This is a genomic window from Rhodococcus sp. C1 (genome assembly GCF_020809065.1).
Classification (GTDB): Bacteria; Actinomycetota; Actinomycetes; order Mycobacteriales; family Mycobacteriaceae; genus Rhodococcus_F; species Rhodococcus_F qingshengii.
In genome coordinates this window covers 3,303,305-3,322,925 of record NZ_CP078080.1, presented here as the reverse complement: position 1 = coordinate 3,322,925, position 19,621 = coordinate 3,303,305, and the positions used below count along the sequence as shown (strand labels likewise).

The window sequence follows — 19,621 nt, the reverse complement described above, 5'->3', positions numbered from 1 at the left end:
CGTGTCCGAACCTGGTGTGCCGGACGTGCTGCTCGAGGGTGATCTGACTCTGATCGGTCAGATCACCACAGCGAGCAACGCCACGCTGGTATGTGAGTCGACTCTGGGGGAGCAGTCCACCCGTGTGGTCTACAAGCCGGTGCGGGGTGAACGCCCACTGTGGGATTTCCCGGACGGCACTCTGGCGGGGCGTGAGGTCGCGTCGTACCGCGTGTCCGAGGCGCTGGGTTGGGGAGTGATTCCGCGAACAGTGTTGCGGGACGGCCCCTTCGGTCCAGGCATGGTGCAGCGATGGATCGACACCGTCGATCGCCGCGCGGATGGATCTGGCGGACTCGAGATGGTGGACCTGTGCAGTCCCGGCAACGTTCCGCCGGGGTGGTTCGAGGTCCTGCAGGCCTTCGACTCGGAGGGTGAACCAGTCTCCCTGATCCATGCGGACGATCCACGGCTGCAGCGAATGGCCGTTCTGGACGTCCTCATCAACAACGCCGACCGCAAAGGTGGTCACGCCCTCGAAGGCGTCGACGGCTCGGTGTACGGCGTTGATCACGGAATCTGTCTTCACTCGGAGAACAAGCTGCGGACCGTGTTGTGGGGGTGGGCCGGGCAGCCCGTACCCGGTGCTTTGATCGCCGACGTCGCCGAATTCGCGACAACTCTCGACGGGGATCTCGGCGACGAGTTGTCCGAACTGATCACCGAAGAGGAAATCGTGGCCTTGGCGGTGCGGGCGATGCAGTTCGCCGAGTCCGCTGTGATGCCTGAGCCGAACGGCCATCGAACGATTCCCTGGCCGGCCTTCTAGTCGCGAGACGTTTCCTGCTGTTCGCGAGTTGCCGTCAATCCGGGTGAGCGAACCAATCGCAGTAGTTGTTCGCGCAGCGCGGCGACATCCCCGACGCCGACGGTCAACGCCGCATCTTCCTTCTCGAGCGTCAGTAGTCGCTCGTACGTCAGTCTTCCGGCGTCGGTTATCGCGATCACGCGCCGACGCTCGTCCCTCGGATCGGTGTCACGAGTGACGTAACCCGCTCGTTCGAGACGGTCGATCGTGCGGCTCATCGTCTGATCGGTGACGCGGGCGTTCTTCGCGATGTCGCGTTGAGACGCCGCCCCACCGGCGATCGAGTGGAGCACGATCAGGCCCGCGTGCGTCATGTCCTGAGACCGCAAGACCTTCTCCCACGAGTGCTCCACCAGGCGTGCAGCGGTGGACAACAGCCGGCCGGTGGGCCAGTCGTCCAGGCCGTCGCTGCTCATTTTTCTGCCTTCCGTTTGCAATTACTCAGCATGCTGAACAAAATAGTCGGCAAGTCCTCTGCTGCCGATCCCTGGAGACCCAGTGAGCACACCAGTACAAAATCGTCCTGTTCGTCGCCTTCGATGGATTGTGCCAGCTCTCCTCGTGATCGGCTGGCTGGCAATCGGAGGATTCGGCGGTCCGTTCGCCGGAAAGCTCAGCACGGTGCAGCAGAACGACAACACGTCGTTCCTGCCCGCGTCGGCCGAAGCGACCGAGGTGGCAAAGCTTCAAGAGAGCTTCACGGACACGCGCTTCGTGCCGGCCATCATCGTGGCGGAACGACCGGGTGGCCTCGAGCCCGCCGACTCCACCTTCCTTTCCCAGACCGTCGATTCGTTCGTCGGTACCGAAGGATTCGGCGACGCCTCATCGCCGCCGATCCCGTCGGCCGACGGCCAGGCACTCCAGATGTTCCTGCCGGTCGACAGCACCCTCGAAGTCAAGGACAGCGTGAAAGCGCTGCGCGCGGCGCTGGAGTCGAGCCCTGACGGACTGACAGTCAAGGTCACCGGCCCCGCTGGGCAGGTTGCGGATCTGTCGGCAGCATTCGCCGGTATCGACGGATTGCTGTTGTTGGTAGCCGGATCCGTCGTGATCGTGATCCTGATCATCGTCTACCGAAGCCCGATCCTGCCGTTCGTGGTGATCTTCTCGGCGATCTTCGCACTCGGATTGTCGAGCTTGCTCGTGTATCTGCTCGCGGACGCGGACGTCATCGCACTGAACGGTCAGAGCCAGGGCATCCTGTTCATCCTCGTGTTCGGTGCCGCCACCGACTACGCGCTACTGCTGGTCTCTCGCTACCGGGAAGAATTGCGGATCGAGAAGGACAAGTACGCAGCAATGCGCACTGCGTGGCGCGCGACGCTCGAACCTGTCGCAGCGTCTGCAGGAACGGTCATCGCGGGCGTTCTGTGCCTGTTGCTCTCCGACCTGAACTCGAACCGCGGACTCGGTCCGGTGGCCGCCATCGGTATCGCCGCGTCCTTCCTCGCATCGATGACCTTCCTACCTGCTGTCCTGGTTCTGTTCGGGAGGACGGCGTACTGGCCGACCAAGCCGAAGTTCGATGCCGACCGCGAGCACCACGACGAGGCGAACGATCACCGGTTCTGGGCCGGGCTCGCTGCTCGAATCGGTAGGCATCCGCGCCGCTTCTGGGTGGCGTCGACGCTGGTGCTGGTGATCTTCGCGATGATGATGCCGCAGTTCAAAGCCAGCGGTGTCTCGTCGTCCGACATCTTCTTGCTCGATGTCGATTCGGTTGCAGGCCAGGAGATTCTCGGCGAGCACTTCGACGCGGGTTCGGGTTCACCGGCCGTGGTCATCGCGAATGCAGACCAAGTGGATGCCGTTGCGGCAGCCAGTCGCGTGGAGGGTGTCAGCGACGTAAGCGTCGTGCAGAACGGGGGAGCGCCTCTGGTTGTCGACGGGCGAGTCTCCCTGCAGGCGACGTTGACTGACGCTGCCGACTCGCTCGAGGCCGAAGACACCATCGTGCGACTGCGTGATGCAGTTCACTCAGTGGAGGGCGCCGACGCATTGGTCGGTGGCGTCACTGCGACCGACCTCGACACGAAGACCACCTCGACACGGGACCGGACACTCATCATTCCCGTGGTGATCATCGTGGTGTTCGTGATTCTCTCGCTCTTGCTGCGTTCGCTTCTCGCACCGCTGCTTCTCATGGGCACCGTTGTGCTCTCGTTTGCTGCGACACTGGGCATTTCGTCGCTGGTGTTCGACCACATCTTCGGTTTCCCCGGCGCGGATCCGGTGGTCCCGCTCTTTGCGTTCGTGTTCCTCGTGGCTCTGGGAATCGACTACAACATCTTCCTCATGACGAGGGTGCGTGAGGAAGCGCTGAAGATCGGCACCAGGGCGGGCGCTCTGCGGGGACTCACGGTGACCGGCGGGGTGATCACATCTGCCGGAGTTGTTCTGGCAGCAACCTTCTCGGCGTTGGCGGTGATCCCGCTGTTGTTCCTCGCCCAGATCGCGTTCATCGTGGCGTTCGGTGTCCTGCTCGACGCTCTGATCGTCCGATCCTTGCTGGTCCCGGCCTTGACCTACGACATCGGTCAGAAGATCTGGTGGCCGAGCAAGCTCGCGTCGACGCCCGAACCAGAGCAGGATCAGCCAGCACCTTCCCAGCCTCAGAGCAGTCTCCACTAGGCTCGGCAGCATGCAGTCTTGGTCCGATACCGCACTCCCGTCCGTTCCCGGTCAGGGGCCGCCGTTGCGGCTGTACGACACAGCCGACCGTCAGGTTCGCCCCGTCACCCCGGGCGAGAAGGCGACGATGTACGTCTGCGGCATCACCCCGTACGACGCCACCCACCTCGGCCACGCGGCCACGTACCTCACGTTCGACCTCGTGAACCGCATCTGGCGCGACGCCGGACACGATGTCCACTACGTCCAGAACGTGACCGACGTGGACGACCCGCTGTTCGAGCGAGCCAATCGCGACGGCGAGGACTGGATCGTCCTCGGCATGCGTGAGACGGCTCTCTTCCGCGAGGACATGGAAGCGCTGCGTGTGCTTCCGCCGAAGGACTACATCGGCGCCGTCGAATCGGTGAACGAAGTAGTCGAGTTGGTGGAGAAGTTCGTGGCGTCCGGCGCCGCGTACATCGTCGACGACGCGGAGTTCCCCGACGTCTACTTCCGTGCCGACGCGACCGAGCAGTTCGGCTACGAGTCGGGCTACGACCGCGCGACGATGGAGAAGTTCTTTGCCGAACGCGGCGGAGATCCCGATCGCGTCGGAAAGCGCAATCCTCTCGACGCACTTGTCTGGCGTGCGGAGCGTCCGGGCGAGCCCTCGTGGCCCTCACCCTTCGGGCCGGGGCGCCCCGGCTGGCACATCGAATGCGCGGCCATTGCACTCAACCGCATCGGCTCCGGCTTCGACGTCCAGGGCGGTGGCAGCGATCTGATCTTCCCGCACCACGAGTTCTCGGCCGCGCATGCCGAATCGGCAACGGGTGATCGCCGATTCGCGCGTCACTATGTGCACACCGGCATGATCGGTCTCGACGGCGAAAAGATGTCGAAGAGTCGGGGAAACCTGGTCTTCGTCTCCAAGCTGCGCGGCGAGGGGGTGGACCCAGCGGCAATCCGTCTCGGACTGCTGTCCGGCCACTACCGCCAGGATCGCGCGTGGACCGATCAGGTCCTCGCGGATGCTCAGTCGCGCCTGAAGGTGTGGCGCGAGGCAGCAGCTCTCGGTTCTGCGCCGTCTGCCACCGACACTGTTGCGCGTTTGCGTCAGCACCTGGCCGACGATCTCGACACCCCGAAGGCGCTCGACGCGCTCGACGGTTGGGCCCGCCGCGCCATCGAGGGCGGCGGATCCGACACGCAGGCACCCGGCGAGTTCGCCGATGCCGTCGACGCCCTACTGGGTATTTCGCTTCGCTGAACCCCTGCTGTGCGCCTTTATTAACCGCGGGCGGTTAATAAAGGCGCACAGCAGTTTCTAGGCGTAGTCCAACGCACCTTCGGCGGGTGTCGGCACCCGGCGCCGTAGCGGCGAGCCCAATGCCCTCGCCAGATCCGTTCCGTCGTGCTCGGCGAGCAGCTCACCGTTCGACCAGACCAGCAGCGCGGCGCTGACCGCTTGTTCGGCCGTGGAGTGCGCGAGGTCGTAGTGCGCACAGCCGGGGACGTCTGCGTACGTGATCCACAGGTCGTAGCCGGTCATGAAGAGGTCCAGGTCGAACTGAACGCTCAAGCCGAGAAGCTCGCTGCGACCGTTGTCGTCGACACCGGCGAAGGCCTCGTCGAGTGCCAGCAGACGCGGGGCGTGCGGGTCGGCCGAGTCCAACATGACGTGCGCCGCGGCGAACAAAGGAAGGTGCAGCGAGACGGACTGCTCGCCACCGGACAGCGCGCTGTGCCGCGCGACGGTAAGACGGTCTTCCTTGCCCTCACCGCTGATGAGGGTGAACGAGAACACGCGCCATTGACGGTAGTCGAGCGCCGAGGACAGAATCTCCGGGTACGAGCGTTCGGGGTGCGCCGCGCGGGCGGTACGGATCTGCGTCGCGAAATGTGCTCGCAGAGTAGCTAGTTCATCGACGCCGAGGGCCGACGCGTCTCGATCCAGCAGCTTGGAGATTGCCCGCGAGCTGTCGTCGAGGTTGTCGGCGAGCACCCAGTGAACGCCGATGGTATTGCCTGAGGACATCCGACGCTCACGCATCTCGGTGCCCATCTGTGTGATCAACTCGCGTGCGTCGACCGTGCGCTCGTGGATCTGCTGAGCCAATCCGGTCAACAGGGCATCTTCGAGAATGCGACGCTCGGATTCGGTGAGCAACTGCTCCTGATCGCCGCGAGCGTCGTGGATCCGCGTTGCGAACTCGCCGATCGACGAATAGCCCTGATCGTCCTGGACTCGTACGACGGTCAGCCCATCCGGTGCATCCCACTGCAGACGGTAGTCCTGTCCGGCTGCTGCGAGTTGCGCGTCGAAGTCCTGCAGCGCCGAGGTCAGTGCCGTGCGGGTTGCCTTTCGGGCGCCGTCGGTGACTCGGACTGCCGAGGTCGCAGCCTCGAGCGCTCGGTACAACTTGTCGACGTCTTCGGGGAGGACAGGCGGGTGGGCTGCGTCCTCGCTGCGATCTTCGTTCTGGATGCGGTAGACCAACTGATCGGGGCTCATCCACGCCGCTGAACTTGCCGGCCAGCTCAGATGTTCCTTGACGCCCAACAACTCGAGAAGGTCCGGGCGCGCGTAGGGTGCGAGTCGCTCTGCATCACTGCGGGTTTCGGTCAGGGTGTGACGCAAGGTCTCCACGGCGGTGTTGTACGCACCCTCCGCCGTGCCGATCTGGAGGACGGCGGCGTCGTATGCCTTTCGCGCCGCACGCTGTTCGACCTTGCATTCTTCGATCTTCGCGCGGGCTTTTGCCAGGTCCAGGTCGATCTGCTCGGCGCTGGCACCGAGGGTGTCGCGCAGCGTCTCGAGACGCTGCACCTGCTGGAGCAGACTCTCCTCGGCGATGGCGGCTTCCTCGGCGAATTCCTCCGCATTGGCGCGTGATTCGTCGAGACGGTCGCGAGACTCGCGTTCGAGTTCGACTTCCTTGGCATGCTCCCGTCGGCAGCGCAGCGCCAGTTCGCCCTGCTTCTCGAAATGACGGATCGCCGCCGCGAGGGAATCGAGTTCACGGCCGATATGCGGCGTCCGGTGCTGCGACGCCGTCGCTCGGAGTTGCTTTTCCTTCGCCGCGAGATCAGCGATCGCCGCATCGAGTTCTCGTTGTGCCGTTTCCGTGGCCTCCGAACGAGTACGGAGTGCGCCGGCGGATTCGGTGACCGTCTTGAGTGCGCGCAGGATCGAACCTGTCTTCGGCAATTCCTTTGCCGCAGAGTTGATCCGGCTCAGTTGCTCGTTGGTCTGCGCCACCAGTGCCATGGCCGTATCGACTGCCGCGGCAAGTTCTTCCAGAGCCGCGTCGATCTCGGTGATCCGAGCCTCGCGTCGACGCGCCCGTGCTGTGGTGCCGATGTACTCGGCGTCGGCCTTGACGTGCCGGCCACGCGCGACGCCCTGCCAGAAGCGGCCGTCGACGCCGATCGCGACGCTTGCGTCGGAGTCGCCCGGCGCCTCGACGAGACTGATCGACGCGAGAATGTCCTGTACCCGAGCGTCGGGTACGTCGGCATTGCCTTCGACCTCGAGGACGTCGGCCAGCGTTCGTCCCTTCGGACGCTGCTTGACGGGCAGAGCCGTCAGGAACTGCTCGCTGACGTGCTCGGGAATCTTCTCGTCCGGGCAGACCCAGCCGTCGAGCAGATTTGCCGCCTGGAGTGCGGATTCGATTCCCGTGGCCACGTCTGGTTCGACGGAATCGGCGAAGCGCACCAACTGCCATAGCGGTGCACCACCCAGTTCACTGCGGTTGTCGGAGCGTGCGTGGAAGGCAGGCGGAGCGTCGTCGTGTTCCGCGGAGACGGCCTTGCGCTCGGATTTGAGAGCCGCGATGGAGGCGTGTGATGCAGATATTTCAGCTTCGGCCTCACGTCGACGCTCGCGCAGCGTCTCGGTGCCGGCCACGGTGTGCTCGGCGAGAACTGCGGACAGCGCCGGAGCGTCTTCGTCGCCGACCTCGGCGAGCGCCGCGTCGAGAGCTTCGAACAGCGACGTGTCGGCGCCGACAGCCGAAAACAGGGAGGAGTGATCGGTCCACCACGCGCGCAGCCCGCTGGCGCACTGACTGCGTGCGAGTTCCACGGCAGCTTCGCCCTCGAGTACCGCGGCCTTGGACGCTTCGAGCAGCTCTTGTCCACGGCGAGAGCTGTTTTCGGCCCGGGTTCGTTCGGTCGCCGCCTTCTCGACGGTCGCCAGTGCGGTGCGGACGACGCGTACGTCACCGTCACGCTCCTCGGCATGGCCACGGACGGCTGCCGTGATCTGGTCACTGCGTGAGCCGTCGGGCAGGGGAGTCCAGACGATGCCGGCGTCCTCGGCTGCTGCCTGAAGTTCGTCCTCGGCGCGCGAGAGTGCTTCGGCCGCACGCTTGACCGACGATGCAGCCTTGTCGGCTTCGTCGCCGCGTTGAGCGAGTGCGGCCTGCGCTTTCCGGGACTTGTCTGCCTGCTGCTCGGTCGAGAGCTTGAGCGTCGCGACGGCCTGGGCGAGGTCGTCGAGTTGCTGTTTGCCTTCGTACGCGCTCGAGCGTTGCAGTGCTTCGACATTGGCGCGCGCGTTCTCGAGTGCCTGCTCGGCCTGGTTGAAGCGCTCCTCGGCTGCTGCCCGCGCCTCACGGCTGCGGGTCTGGGCGAGCGACGACTCGTCCATGGCGGCAACACCTCTGGTGACCGCTGCGAGGCGGGTGCTGACCTGTTCGATCTCTCCGCGAGACTGCTGACGCAGGTACTTGGTGTAGACCCCGATGAAACTCTGGGCTGCCTGATCGGCGGCCGCGAGCCCCTCGAGCGCGCGGCCGACTTCCTCCATGTCGCTGAACGAACGCGCAGCTTCGAGGACCAACTGATCGTCGAGTGGACGGAGACCGTCGGTGAGTGCCTGCGAAAGGCCCTTCGGGTCGAGGTTCTTCGCGAGCTGGGGACGGCGAAGCGTGAGAATGAGATTGATCAGCTGGTCGTAGCGCTGCACTCCGAGACCGAACATTCGCGCGTCGATGGCTGTGCGGTAGTCGAGGGGACGGTCGGTGATGGAATCGCTGCCGAGTTGTTCGGCCAACTGCTTCTTGGTGAGAGGACGATCGTCGTTGCCGATCAGCGAGAAGTCGACTCCGACGCGGCCGTCGGCGACGAAGTACCAGCGGGTGACCTTGTCGTTGGTTCGGGTTGCCCGCATTCCGATTCCCACGGTCACCGACTCGGGATCTTCGAGGGAGCCGCGGCAGAACTCCATCCACACGTAGGAGTGCGCGCTGTCCTGGCCCCGGTAGAGCAGGTTGGACTTCATCGTGCGCTCTTCACCGGCGAACGGGTTGAGGCGCCGCGGTTCGATGCGGCCGTCGAAGACGAACGGGAACAGGACCTCGAGGGCCTTGGTCTTGCCGGATCCGTTGGGTCCCCGCAGAACCAGTCGACCGTCGGCGAACGAGAACTCTTGGTCTCGGTAATCCCAGAGGTTGATGATTCCAGCCCGAGTAGGTCGGAAGCGGGCGTTGCTCATACGTTCTCTACCTCTGATAGTTCGCCGTTGGGGGAAGGTTCGGGGCCGAATTCGTCGACCGGATCCGGTGCGGAGTTGTCCACCGCGAAGTCGATCTGAGGATCGCGTTCGCGCACGGAGACCACGACGTCGCGGTACCGGGCAAGGACGGGCAACACCAGTACGCCGCCGTCGACCGCATGCGTCAGGCGTAGACGTTGCAGCAACCCGAGCGCCTGCTTGCGCAGCCCGTTGTGATCGGCCTGCCACTGCGCCGCGAAAGTTCGCCCGAACTGGTCCACCAACTCGGTGACCTTGTCAGCGAGCCAGTCGTCGTCGATTTTCGGGTACGTGACGGGTGGGGGTGGCTCGGCCGGTTCGCCGGCGGGCAGCACGAAGTCGTCGTCCTCGTCGGCGAGGTCCTCGAAGATCCCGGCCTCGGGGATGGCGGCATCGAGTTGTTCGATCAGGTGATCGTCCGACACGTGCGGGATCGGAAGTATCGGCAGTTCGGGAGCGTCGACGTCGAGTACGCGGTCGGCAATCTCGCCGGCCAGGAGAAGTGCCACCTGAGCGATCGTTCCGGTGCTCGGGAAGCGGACGTCGGAGAGTCGGCCGGTGGGATCGATCATCGCGATTCCCTCGGCGCGACGCTCGGCCACCAACCCCGTCAGTAGTTCGACTTCCGACGCGGTCTTGGGCTGCGCCAACGCGATCAATTCGTGCTGATCGAGTTCACCGGCCAGTACGACCGGGCGCTCGACGAGTGCCCGACGTACTCGGCGTCCGATCTCTTTCGCGTCCACGGGAATTCCGTCGTCCTCGGAGGCGCTCGAGGTCTCGGCGGCCAGGAGTCCGCGGATGGAGTGAAGGTGCTGCAGGGCGCGCGGTGGACGGAACAGCGCTACGACGACGGAACGATCGATGTCGTAGAGCGCTTCTCCCGCTTCGGGATTGGACGCCCAGCCGTTTGCGTCACCGTCGGCGAGGGCGATGGCGCCTCTGACTCCGAGCCAGCCCACTGCGTCGACGAAGGCGTCGCGGTCGGACGCACGATCGGTGGAGAGTTCGACGCCGTCGACCTGCGCGGCGTCGGCCGCCACGTGATCGGCCAACTCTGACAACGTGATCTGGTTTCCGGCGCGGCCCAATGCGGCCAGGCACAACGCCAGGTACGCGTAGCGCGTGCGATCGAAGGTTCGCTCGGAGGCAGTTCTGGCCGGTGCCGACGGGTTGAGCCGATCCGACACCGTGAACAGGCGCGCGGTGGTCTCCGTCACCTCGAGGCGGTAGCCGAACAGTTCGAGAAGGTCGTCACGCAGTTCGGTGGCCCAACGGCGCAAGAGCGGCAACGCAATTCGATCCGGGTACGTCGAGGTGATCAGGTGGTTGGACAGGATCACTCGCGCCGCGCGTTGATACGAGTCGAGGGCAAGGGGCGTGATCTCGCGAGCTCTCATCGAACACTGACCTCGATGCCGTCGAGATGCATTCGTCCGCGAGCAGTCTTGATGGTGGTCGAACCGTCCGAGGGACTGAGTGTCAGCTTCACCCCGTTCTCGCTACCGGTGGAGCTCTTGACGCGTCCCACCACCGGAACGCGCGCGGTCAGTGCTGCATTGAGCAGACTCAGCAAAACTTCGGTCTCCTGCTCGTTGAGTTCGCGCTGATAAACACCGTTCGACGCGAGTGATTGCGCCGCGGCGCTGCGCGTACGTTGCGCCGCCAATTGCTCTTCGCGCAGACGGCGGATGCTGCCGTCGTTGCGGGCGACCTTGCTCGGCAATCCTGGTGAGGGCGGGCGGCCGGTTTCGGCGAGTGTTCGCGCGATCTCGACCGGCGGTGCCTCCCACCACGAGCGTGAGTGAGAAATGATGTCGGCGTCCGGATGCACCATCGAGAGGTGGCGTGGACGGCCGAGGTCGAACACTGCCTGGAACAGAGCATGAGCTGCGTCTTCGGACGGCGTGGCGGCGAACCAGCCGGCGAGGTGCCGGAGCTGGCTCTCACGGCTGACGCCGCCGCGACGGGTTTCCGTGACGCGGCGAAGGAGCGCCAGAACCGCGGCGATCGCGCTCATCGTGCCCTCACGTAGACGCTCGGACTCGCTGATCCCCGATTCCGCGGAGACGAACCAGGCGGTCAATCCTCGCCAACGCGCAGCCCAGTCGTCCTCGCGTTCGGAGATCGGGACGAACACCCGTTCGTCACTGGCGGCGGCGAGGCGGATCATGCGATCGACCCCGGTGGATTCGACGTGCTCGATCGCTTCCTTGAGCTTGGGGGCGTAGCGCGCCAGATCGGAGCTGAACTCCCGCATGTGCGTGAGCAGAGCGTCCTTGTGCGTGAGGAAAGCCTGCGGAGTGATCTCCGTGGTCCGTACGAGGTCCCCGAGGGTCAGATAGAAGTGCGCGGCTCGATCAGCCATGTCGGAGAGTGTCGAGTCGAGGCGCTTGAGCTTGCGGAAGATCAGATCGCCGTCGGAGCTTCGGTTGGCCTCGGCGAGTTCGGACATGTCTGCGAGCAGGTCCGGCAGAGCGAGACGCGAGAGCGACGCCGAGTCCAGGCGTGCGGCGAGAACGTCTTCGACTGATCGATAGACCTGGTATCCGGCCTGACCGAACTGGTAGACGAAGTGGCGATTGCGGTACTCGGCCAGCGTGGCCGCGCGGGTGCCGTCGTAGCTGCGCTCGAGGATCTCCCACACGTGGAGCTGATCCAACAGGGGAGTGACCTCTGCTGCCGACAGATCGGCCGCCGGATCCGATCCACCGATCTTCTCGAGGATGTGCGCGACGGCTCCGGCATGCAGCAGGACGGTGTAGTTGGCGCGAGCATGGTCGAAGGCACGAAGTACCCAGAGGTACTCGGCCCGTTTTTCCGCGATCGTGAACGAAAACAGCTTCAGTCGATTGGTGTCGGCGTACGCGGCGTAATCGGGCGCACTCGTTTCTTCCACCATGACAGGGTAGGCGAGAGACGCCCCCTCTTTTTCCTACGGGCGATCCGTAGCAGGGGATGCGGCGCGTCGCCACTGCGATTCGTTCTCGATCATCCATGTGAGCAGGTGCTCGGCCGCCGCCTCGTCGGAGTCCGGGCCGACCAGCAGATCGGCGAACGCTTGGCTGGGGGCGACGATGCGGATGCCGTCGCGGGTGAGCAATCGGTCGAAGGCAGACGGTGAGAGGGGAGCGGTGATCCACACGTCACCGCCGGATTCCACACGCCGTAGTCCGAGAGCGTCGGCGAACTGATCGACGTTGTCGGCATGGAAGTGGGCACGTCGAGTGGGCGCGTACCGAGCATAGGGTGCGGCGGCCACCGAGGCGGTACCGGCGTAGATGTGACCGCTGAGCTGACGCAGTTGATCGAAGAGTGCTTCCAACCCGTCCGGCGCGTGAAAGCCGTGAGGCGTCGGCGCTTTGGCCCCGGCCTCAGCCGCCCATTCACGAAGCATCTTCGGCCAGCGGACGTCACCGATCCCACCGCGGGGGAGCCTGGTCACCAGTTCACGATCCGACAGTGTCTGAACCACCCGATAGGTTGCTCCCGTCGACGCACCGGCCAGGCGCACCAAGGCAGTGATCGCCAGTGGCGCCGCGAAATCGGCAAGCGCTCGCACAACGCGAGCTGACGGATCGCCCGTCAACTGTCCGGAAGGACGTCCGGGCCCACGCCACGGATCGGCGTCGGCTCCGCGTCCACGCACCCAGACGGCGGGTCGATCAGCGGTCAACGACACGTTGCCCGTGGCGTCTGCGTACGAGATCGCGTGGGAATCGAGCTGCCGGCGAACCGGCTCGGACAGATATTTTGCGCACACGAAGCCCGATTGACCGGTGGGGAAGCGATCGGCGATACCGGGAACGTCGCTGCTCAGGACACCGTGAGCGGCGTACACGCCGAATTTGGCCACCGAGCCGTCAGGGGAGCGGAGGTCGAGTCGGAGTGGCGCCTCGGACAGGTCGGGGGAGCGCTGCGTCGACAAAGACCAGGTAGGAGGCAAATTTTCTTCGATGACGGCAACCGATCGCCGAAAAATGTCGATCGGCCGTTCCGGTTCCGACTCAGATTCGCTCATGTTCCAATGGTATCAATATCTGTCGACGACGGAAACACAAGATTTTCCGAATAATGTTCGCCCTGACAGCCTCGCGACAACGGTGGTCGCTTTCGCCGAGAAACTCACTACCTACACAACTTCAAATTCGAAATTGCCGAGATCGATCAGCGTTGCTTCGGCATGATCAGGGGAGCGACGACGGCGAGCAGTAGTGCGGGGATCAGGAAGCTCGCGGCAGGCGAAGAGTCGTAAATCGGTGTCAGGGCCAGGGGAGCAAGAGCGGCGCCGCCGAAGCGCATCGCTTGGACGACGGACACGGCGCCGCCACGGTTCGGCCCCGCGGATCCGAGGACCGCCGCGTTGACGCCGACCAGCACGAACTGGCTCGCGACGCCTGCGACAAACCATGCGATCGCGATCACCGGCACCAAGCCGGCAAGGCCGACGACGGAGACCAGAACTGCTCCGCCCAGGGCGCCGATCATCACGGAGGAGCGTGCGCCGATGCGATCGATGAGGATTCCGATGCGCCGGGCCGAGAGGATGCCGGCCACGCCGAAGACGGTGAGCAGTAGGCCGCGGACGGTGGGGGACAGCCCGAACTCGTCTTCGAAGCGGAAGGCGAGCAGGAAGCTCAGTCCACCGAGGGCGCCCCAGCCGAGCAATGCAGCGATACCGATGCGGAGCACTTCGGGGCGTAATGCATCGCGGAGACGGGCGGGAGTGGTCGCTGCCGGTGCTTCGGACTTCGGAAGTCCGACGGCTCCCAGAATGCCCGCGACCACTGCGATGACGAGAAAGGCCAGACGCCAGTCGAATTCGGCCGCCAGTCCGCCGATCAACGGAGCCGACGACTGCCCTGCGGCCTGGAAAGCGCCGAAGGCTCCGAGGGCTCGACCCAGCCGTGCCTGCGGTGTTGCGGCCGCCAACGAGGCAAGCAGTAGCGGCGTGGTGAATGCGTTCGCGGAGCCCTGCAGTACCCGGGCGGCAAGGAAGATCTCGAGTGTCGGGGCGAGGAAGCATGCCAACGACGCGAGGACGTAGACGCCGTAAGCGATGCGCACCGTCCGAACCTTGCCCCACCGCGTCCCGAGTGTCCCCGACACCAACATCAGAGCGGCGAAGGGGAGCAGGTACGCGGTGAGGGAAGAGGCGGCCGCCGACGGACCGACCCCTAGATCGTCACCGATCTCGGGAAGGATCGAAGCAACCACGCCGCCGCCGAACGGGCCGAGGAACCCGCCGGCGTACAGCGCGATCAGCTGAAGCCGGAGGCGCAGTGGGCGCTGTGTACTTTCGCCTTCTTCTGGAGTGTTCTTGCTCACAGTCCGAAGCTGCCGGGGCCTCGCCGTCTGAGGTAGCGCTCGAATTCCGCGGCGATGGCATCGCCGTCGATCTTGGAGATTGCTTCGCTGATGTCGGTTTCGGCGTCTCCCCGTTCTTCCAGGGTGCGCACGTATTCGCCGATTTCCTCGTCGTCCGCGGTCATTTCGTTGACCGCTTCCTCCCAATCCTCCGACTGAGCCGGGAGCTCCCCGAGTGGGACCTCGATGTCGAGAACATCCTCGACTCGTTGAAGGAGGGCCACTGTTGCCTTCGGGTTGGGTGGCTGCGAGACGTAGTGCGGAACCGCCGCCCAGAACGAAATAGCGGGTACACCAGCACGAACGCACTCGTCTTGAAGAACCCCGGTGATGCCCGTCGGGCCTTCGTACCGCGTCTGTTCCAGGTTGAATCGGGCGGCGGATTCACTGCTGTAGGCCGTGCCCGTCACCGGGACCGGTCGGGTGTGCGGAGTATCGGCGAGCAGGGCGCCGAGGATGACGACCGTCTTGACGTTCAGTTGGTCGATCAGCTCGAGCAGATCCTCGCAGAAACTGCGCCACCGCATGTTGGGTTCGATCCCGCGAAGCAGGACGATGTCGCTCTCGCTGCCAGGAGGCGAACAGACCGACAAACGTGTTGCCGGCCAAACGATTTCGCGAGTGACACCGTCGACCTGCCGGACCGTGGGGCGGTTGACCTGATAGTCGTAGTAGTCCTCTGAATCGAGTTCGGCGAGCGGCTGGGCATCCCAGATCAGCTCGAGATGTTCGACCGCACCGCTGGCTGCGTCACCGGCGTCGTTCCAGCCCTCGAAAGCTGCAACGAGGATGGGATCACGTAGGACAGGGATGTCGCCCTCGAGGCGGTCGCTGCTGTCGACGGCAAAGCCGTCAGGGCTCTCGAAGGCCGCGGAATCATCGAAATCGACCGGGCCGTCGGGAGTGACGGGGAACTCACTTGGACTCACCCACCCAGCCTACGGCCAGAGCTTGTCGGTGCGCCCACTACTCTGGACGGCATGTCTGCCCCATTTAACTCTGCCCTGCTTGATGCGCTGAAACAGCGCGTTGTCATCGGCGACGGAGCGATGGGCACCATGTTGCAGGCCGCGGACCTCACCCTGGACGACTTCCTCGGCCTCGAGGGGTGCAATGAGATCCTCAACGACACCCGTCCCGACGTGCTCAAAGACATCCACCGTGCGTACTTCGCCGCTGGTGCCGATGCCGTCGAGACCAACACCTTCGGTTGCAACCTGCCCAACCTCGCCGACTACGACATCTCTCACCGGATCCGCGAACTCGCGGAAAAAGGCACTGCTCTCGCCCGTGAAGTAGCGGACGAGATGGGACCAGGCCGCGACGGCATGGCCCGATTCGTACTCGGCTCGATGGGACCGGGAACCAAGCTCCCCAGCCTGGGACACGCACCGTACGCAGTCCTGCGTGACGCGTACACCGAAGCTGCGCTCGGCATGATCGACGGTGGCGCCGACGCCATCCTCGTCGAAACCTGCCAGGACCTGCTTCAGGTGAAAGCTGCAATCCTCGGCAGCCAGCGTGCGATGGAGCAACTCGGACTGCGGTTGCCGATCATCACGCACGTGACGGTCGAGACAACCGGAACGATGCTCCTGGGCAGTGAGATCGGTGCGGCGCTGACGGCACTCGAGCCACTCGGTATCGACATGATCGGTCTGAACTGTGCCACCGGGCCGGCCGAGATGAGTGAACATCTCCGTCATCTGTCCAAGTACTCCACGCTGCCGGTGTCGGTCATGCCCAATGCCGGCCTGCCGCAGCTCGGCCCCAAGGGTGCCGAGTATCCGCTGACTGCCGACGAATTGGCCGAAGCCCTCAGTGGTTTCGTCTCCGAGTTCGGACTCGGCCTCGTCGGTGGCTGCTGCGGTACGACGCCCGAGCACATCAGCGCGGTCGCCGACGCGGTCCGTCAGGTCGAGAAGGCCCAGCGCACGCCGATCCACGAGCCGAGCACCTCTTCGCTGTACTCGGCGGTGCCGTTCGAGCAGGACGCCAGCATCCTGATGATCGGCGAACGCACGAACTCCAACGGCTCCAAGGCTTTCCGCGAGGCGATGCTCTCCGCGGACTACCAGAAGTGCCTGGACATCGCCAAGGACCAGACCCGCGACGGCGCACACATGCTCGACCTCAACGTCGACTACGTGGGCCGCGACGGTGCCGCCGACATGTCGGAACTTGCCAGCCGCCTGGCGACGTCCTCGACGCTGCCGATCATGCTCGACTCCACCGAGCCTGCCGTGCTGCAGGCCGGCCTCGAGCACCTCGGTGGCCGCTGCGCCGTCAACTCCGTCAACTACGAAGACGGCGCCGGCCCCGAATCGCGTTTCCACAAGATCATGACTCTGGTCAAGGAGCACGGCGCGGCGGTCGTCGCCCTGACCATCGACGAAGAGGGCCAGGCTCGCACCGCCGAGACGAAGGTCGCCATCGCCAAGCGTCTGATCGAGGACATCAAGGGAAACTGGGGACTCGCCGAGTCCGACATCATCGTCGACGCCTTGACCTTCCCCATCTCGACCGGTCAGGAAGAGGTACGACGCGACGGCATCGAGACCATCGAAGCGATCCGTCAGCTCAAGGCTGCGTACCCGGAACTCCACTTCACCCTGGGTATCTCGAACATCTCGTTCGGTTTGAACCCGGCAGCTCGTCAGGTCCTCAACTCGGTGTTTCTGCACGAGTGCACCGAGGCAGGTCTGGACACGGCGATCGTTCATGCGTCCAAGATTCTGCCGATGGCCCGAATTCCGGACGAGCAGCGTGAAACTGCACTCGACCTCGTCTACGACCGTCGTAGCGAGGGGTACGACCCGCTGCAGAAGCTGATGGCTCTGTTCGAGGGCGTTTCGGCAGCGTCGGCGCGTGAGTCTCGTGCGCAGGAACTGGCGGGACTTCCGTTGTTCGACCGGCTCGAACGCCGCATCGTCGACGGTGAGCGCAACGGCCTCGACGACGACCTCACCGAGGCGATGACGATCAAGCCTCCGCTGGCCATCATCAACGAGACCTTGCTCTCGGGCATGAAGACCGTCGGCGAGCTGTTCGGCTCCGGACAGATGCAGTTGCCGTTCGTGTTGCAGTCGGCCGAGGTCATGAAGGCTGCCGTGGCATTCCTCGAACCGCACATGGAAGCGAGCGACGAGGACGGCAAGGGTCGCATCGTGATCGCGACCGTCAAGGGCGACGTTCACGACATCGGCAAGAACCTGGTCGACATCATCTTGAGCAACAACGGCTACGAGGTCGTCAACATCGGTATCAAGCAGCCGATCGCGACCATCCTCGACGTCGCGTTGGACAAGAAAGCCGACGTGATCGGCATGTCCGGACTGCTCGTGAAGTCCACTGTCGTGATGAAGGAAAACCTCCAGGAACTCAACGCACGTGGAGTCGCCGAGAAGTTCCCGGTGCTGCTCGGTGGTGCGGCGCTCACGCGCTCCTACGTCGAGAACGACCTGCAGGAGGTGTACGAGGGCGACGTCAGCTATGCCCGCGACGCCTTCGAGGGTCTGAACTTGATGGACCAGATCATGACGACCAAGCGTGGTGGCGGCCCGGCGCCGGACAGCCCGGAGGCCATCGCTGCTCGCGAGAAGGCTGCCGAGCGTAAGGCACGTCACGAGCGTTCCAAGCGCATCGCCGAAAAGCGTAAGGCTGCAGCGGTTCCCGTGGTCCTGCCGGAGCGTTCCGATGTCGCAACCGACATCGCGGTGCCGACACCTCCCTTCTGGGGCTCGCGCATCGTCAAGGGAATCTCGCTGTCCGAGTACTCGGGGCTGCTCGACGAGCGCGCTCTTTTCCTCGGCCAGTGGGGCCTTCGCGGTCAGCGCAAGGGCGACGGTCCGACGTACGAGGAACTGGTCGAGTCGGAAGGCCGTCCGCGACTTCGGTACTGGCTCGATCGGTTGACGTCCGAGGGCATCCTCGCGCATGCCGCGGTCGTGTACGGGTACTTCCCGGCGATCTCGGAGGGCGACGACGTCATCGTGCTCACCGAGCCGAAACCGGATGCACCCGAAAGGTTCCGGTTCACCTACCCGCGCCAGCACCGCGACCGCTTCCTGTGCATCGCGGACTTCGTTCGCTCGCGCAAGGACGCCGAGGCCACCGGGCAGGTCGACGTACTCCCGTTCCAGTTGGTGACGATGGGTCAGCCGATCGCGGACTTCGCCAACGAGTTGTTCGCATCGAACTCGTACCGCGATTACCTCGAGGTTCACGGAATCGGTGTCCAGCTCACGGAGTCTCTGGCCGAGTACTGGCATCGACGCGTCCGTGAAGAGCTAGTGCTTCCCGAGGGTCACACCGTCGCGGAGCAGGATCCCACCGAGGTTGCCGGTTACTTCGATCTTGAGTACCGCGGCGCTCGTTATTCGTTCGGATACGGCGCGTGCCCGGATCTCGAGGATCGAGCCAAGTTGGTTGCGTTGCTCGAACCCGAACGAATCGGCGTCGAATTGTCCGAGGAGCTGCAGCTGCATCCCGAGCAGTCCACGGACGCTTTTGTCCTGCACCACCCGGAAGCAAAGTATTTCAATGTCTGAGTTGTTGACCGAAGTATCCGAATCAACGCTCGGTGGTGTCCTGTGGGACATGGACGGCACCCTGCTCGATTCGGAGAAGCTGTGGGACATCGCGCTTCGTGAGCTGTCCCTACGCCTGGGCGGACCGATGACGGAAGCGACACGCGTTGCCGTCATCGGTGCGTCGAGCCCCTTCGCCCTTGCGACGGTGTTCGACGCTCTCGGCCTGGAGAAGCATCCCGATGCCATCGCCGAGGCGAAGGACTGGATGTACACCCGCGTCGGCGATCTGTTCGAGGACGGCGTGACCTGGCGGCCGGGTGCTCGCGACGCACTGTCGACCGTGCGTGACGGTGGTCTGCGTTCTGCACTGGTCACCAACACCGAGCGAGTTCTGGTCGATCGGGCACTCGGCATGCTCGGCCGTGAGTTCTTCGACCATTCGGTGTGTGGCGACGAGGTCCCCAACGGGAAACCGGCAGCGGATCCGTACCTGCGCGGCGCGCATCTGCTCGGACTCGAGCCGGCGCAGTGCCTCGCGATCGAGGACTCGCCGACCGGCACGGCGTCGGCCAGCGCTGCGGGTTGCGCGGTGCTCGTCGTTCCGTGTGAGGTCGACGTCCCCGCCGGCCCTGGACGCGTGTTTCGAGAGTCCCTGTTGGACTTGTCCATTCACGATCTTCACGACGTTCACTCGAGCGCGGCACGTTAGGCTGGATT

General features: G+C 64.6%; 12 protein-coding genes. 5 read left to right on the top strand and 7 right to left on the bottom strand.

Annotation, left to right across the window (positions count from 1 at the left end; translation table 11 throughout):
- The first annotated feature begins 1 nt into the window (after position 1).
- Positions 2 to 808 carry an SCO1664 family protein gene (locus tag KTR60_RS15220; protein ID WP_003946172.1) on the top strand — a complete coding sequence of 269 codons (807 nt, stop codon included), beginning with the start codon at positions 2 to 4 and terminating at the stop codon, positions 806 to 808.
- On the opposite strand, the gene KTR60_RS15215 is transcribed toward KTR60_RS15220, so the two are convergent.
- Entirely contained in the window at positions 805 to 1,263 is a 459-nt protein-coding gene (locus KTR60_RS15215) for a MarR family winged helix-turn-helix transcriptional regulator (RefSeq protein ID WP_042450996.1), read from the bottom strand. The genes KTR60_RS15220 and KTR60_RS15215 overlap by 4 nt on opposite strands.
- Positions 1,264 to 1,390: 127 nt before the next feature.
- Between KTR60_RS15215 and KTR60_RS15210 the strand changes: the two genes are divergently transcribed.
- Both KTR60_RS15210 and mshC read left to right on the top strand, forming a co-directional pair.
- A complete protein-coding gene (locus KTR60_RS15210; protein WP_225320402.1) occupies positions 1,391 to 3,481 on the top strand; it encodes an MMPL family transporter in 2,091 nt (696 codons plus the stop codon).
- 10 nt (positions 3,482 to 3,491) lie between these two features.
- Positions 3,492 to 4,733 (top strand): cysteine--1-D-myo-inosityl 2-amino-2-deoxy-alpha-D-glucopyranoside ligase, encoded by a 1,242-nt coding sequence (mshC, locus tag KTR60_RS15205; RefSeq protein WP_003946190.1) that lies wholly within the window; start codon positions 3,492 to 3,494, stop codon positions 4,731 to 4,733.
- A 57-nt stretch (positions 4,734 to 4,790) separates the two neighbouring features.
- Here mshC and KTR60_RS15200 read toward each other — a convergent pair whose 3' ends face one another.
- The 6 genes from KTR60_RS15200 to KTR60_RS15175 form a co-directional block, all read right to left on the bottom strand.
- Entirely contained in the window at positions 4,791 to 8,966 is a 4,176-nt protein-coding gene (locus KTR60_RS15200; RefSeq protein WP_228401003.1) for a TIGR02680 family protein, read from the bottom strand.
- Positions 8,963 to 10,405: a TIGR02678 family protein gene (locus KTR60_RS15195; protein WP_063316380.1), complete on the bottom strand. Its 1,443-nt coding sequence runs from the start codon at positions 10,403 to 10,405 to the stop codon at positions 8,963 to 8,965. The genes KTR60_RS15200 and KTR60_RS15195 overlap by 4 nt, the downstream gene beginning before the upstream one ends.
- Positions 10,402 to 11,907 carry a TIGR02677 family protein gene (locus KTR60_RS15190; protein ID WP_081557900.1) on the bottom strand — a complete coding sequence of 502 codons (1,506 nt, stop codon included), beginning with the start codon at positions 11,905 to 11,907 and terminating at the stop codon, positions 10,402 to 10,404. The genes KTR60_RS15195 and KTR60_RS15190 overlap by 4 nt, the downstream gene beginning before the upstream one ends.
- Positions 11,908 to 11,940: 33 nt before the next feature.
- Positions 11,941 to 13,026: a hypothetical protein gene (locus KTR60_RS15185; RefSeq protein WP_228401002.1), complete on the bottom strand. Its 1,086-nt coding sequence runs from the start codon at positions 13,024 to 13,026 to the stop codon at positions 11,941 to 11,943.
- A 146-nt stretch (positions 13,027 to 13,172) separates the two neighbouring features.
- Entirely contained in the window at positions 13,173 to 14,333 is a 1,161-nt protein-coding gene (locus KTR60_RS15180) for an MFS transporter (protein ID WP_416309244.1), read from the bottom strand.
- Positions 14,330 to 15,184, bottom strand: coding sequence for a PAC2 family protein (locus tag KTR60_RS15175; RefSeq protein WP_223257810.1), 855 nt, complete (start codon positions 15,182 to 15,184; stop codon positions 14,330 to 14,332). The genes KTR60_RS15180 and KTR60_RS15175 overlap by 4 nt, the downstream gene beginning before the upstream one ends.
- A 168-nt stretch (positions 15,185 to 15,352) precedes the next feature.
- On the opposite strand from KTR60_RS15175, the gene metH reads away from it, so the two are divergent.
- On the top strand, positions 15,353 to 18,922 hold the full coding sequence (gene metH / locus KTR60_RS15170) for a methionine synthase (RefSeq protein ID WP_047270513.1): 3,570 nt from the start codon (positions 15,353 to 15,355) through the stop codon (positions 18,920 to 18,922).
- Positions 18,915 to 19,613, top strand: coding sequence for an HAD family hydrolase (locus KTR60_RS15165; RefSeq protein ID WP_007729900.1), 699 nt, complete (start codon positions 18,915 to 18,917; stop codon positions 19,611 to 19,613). Before metH ends, KTR60_RS15165 begins: the two co-directional genes overlap by 8 nt.
- Positions 19,614 to 19,621 lie beyond the last annotated feature (8 nt).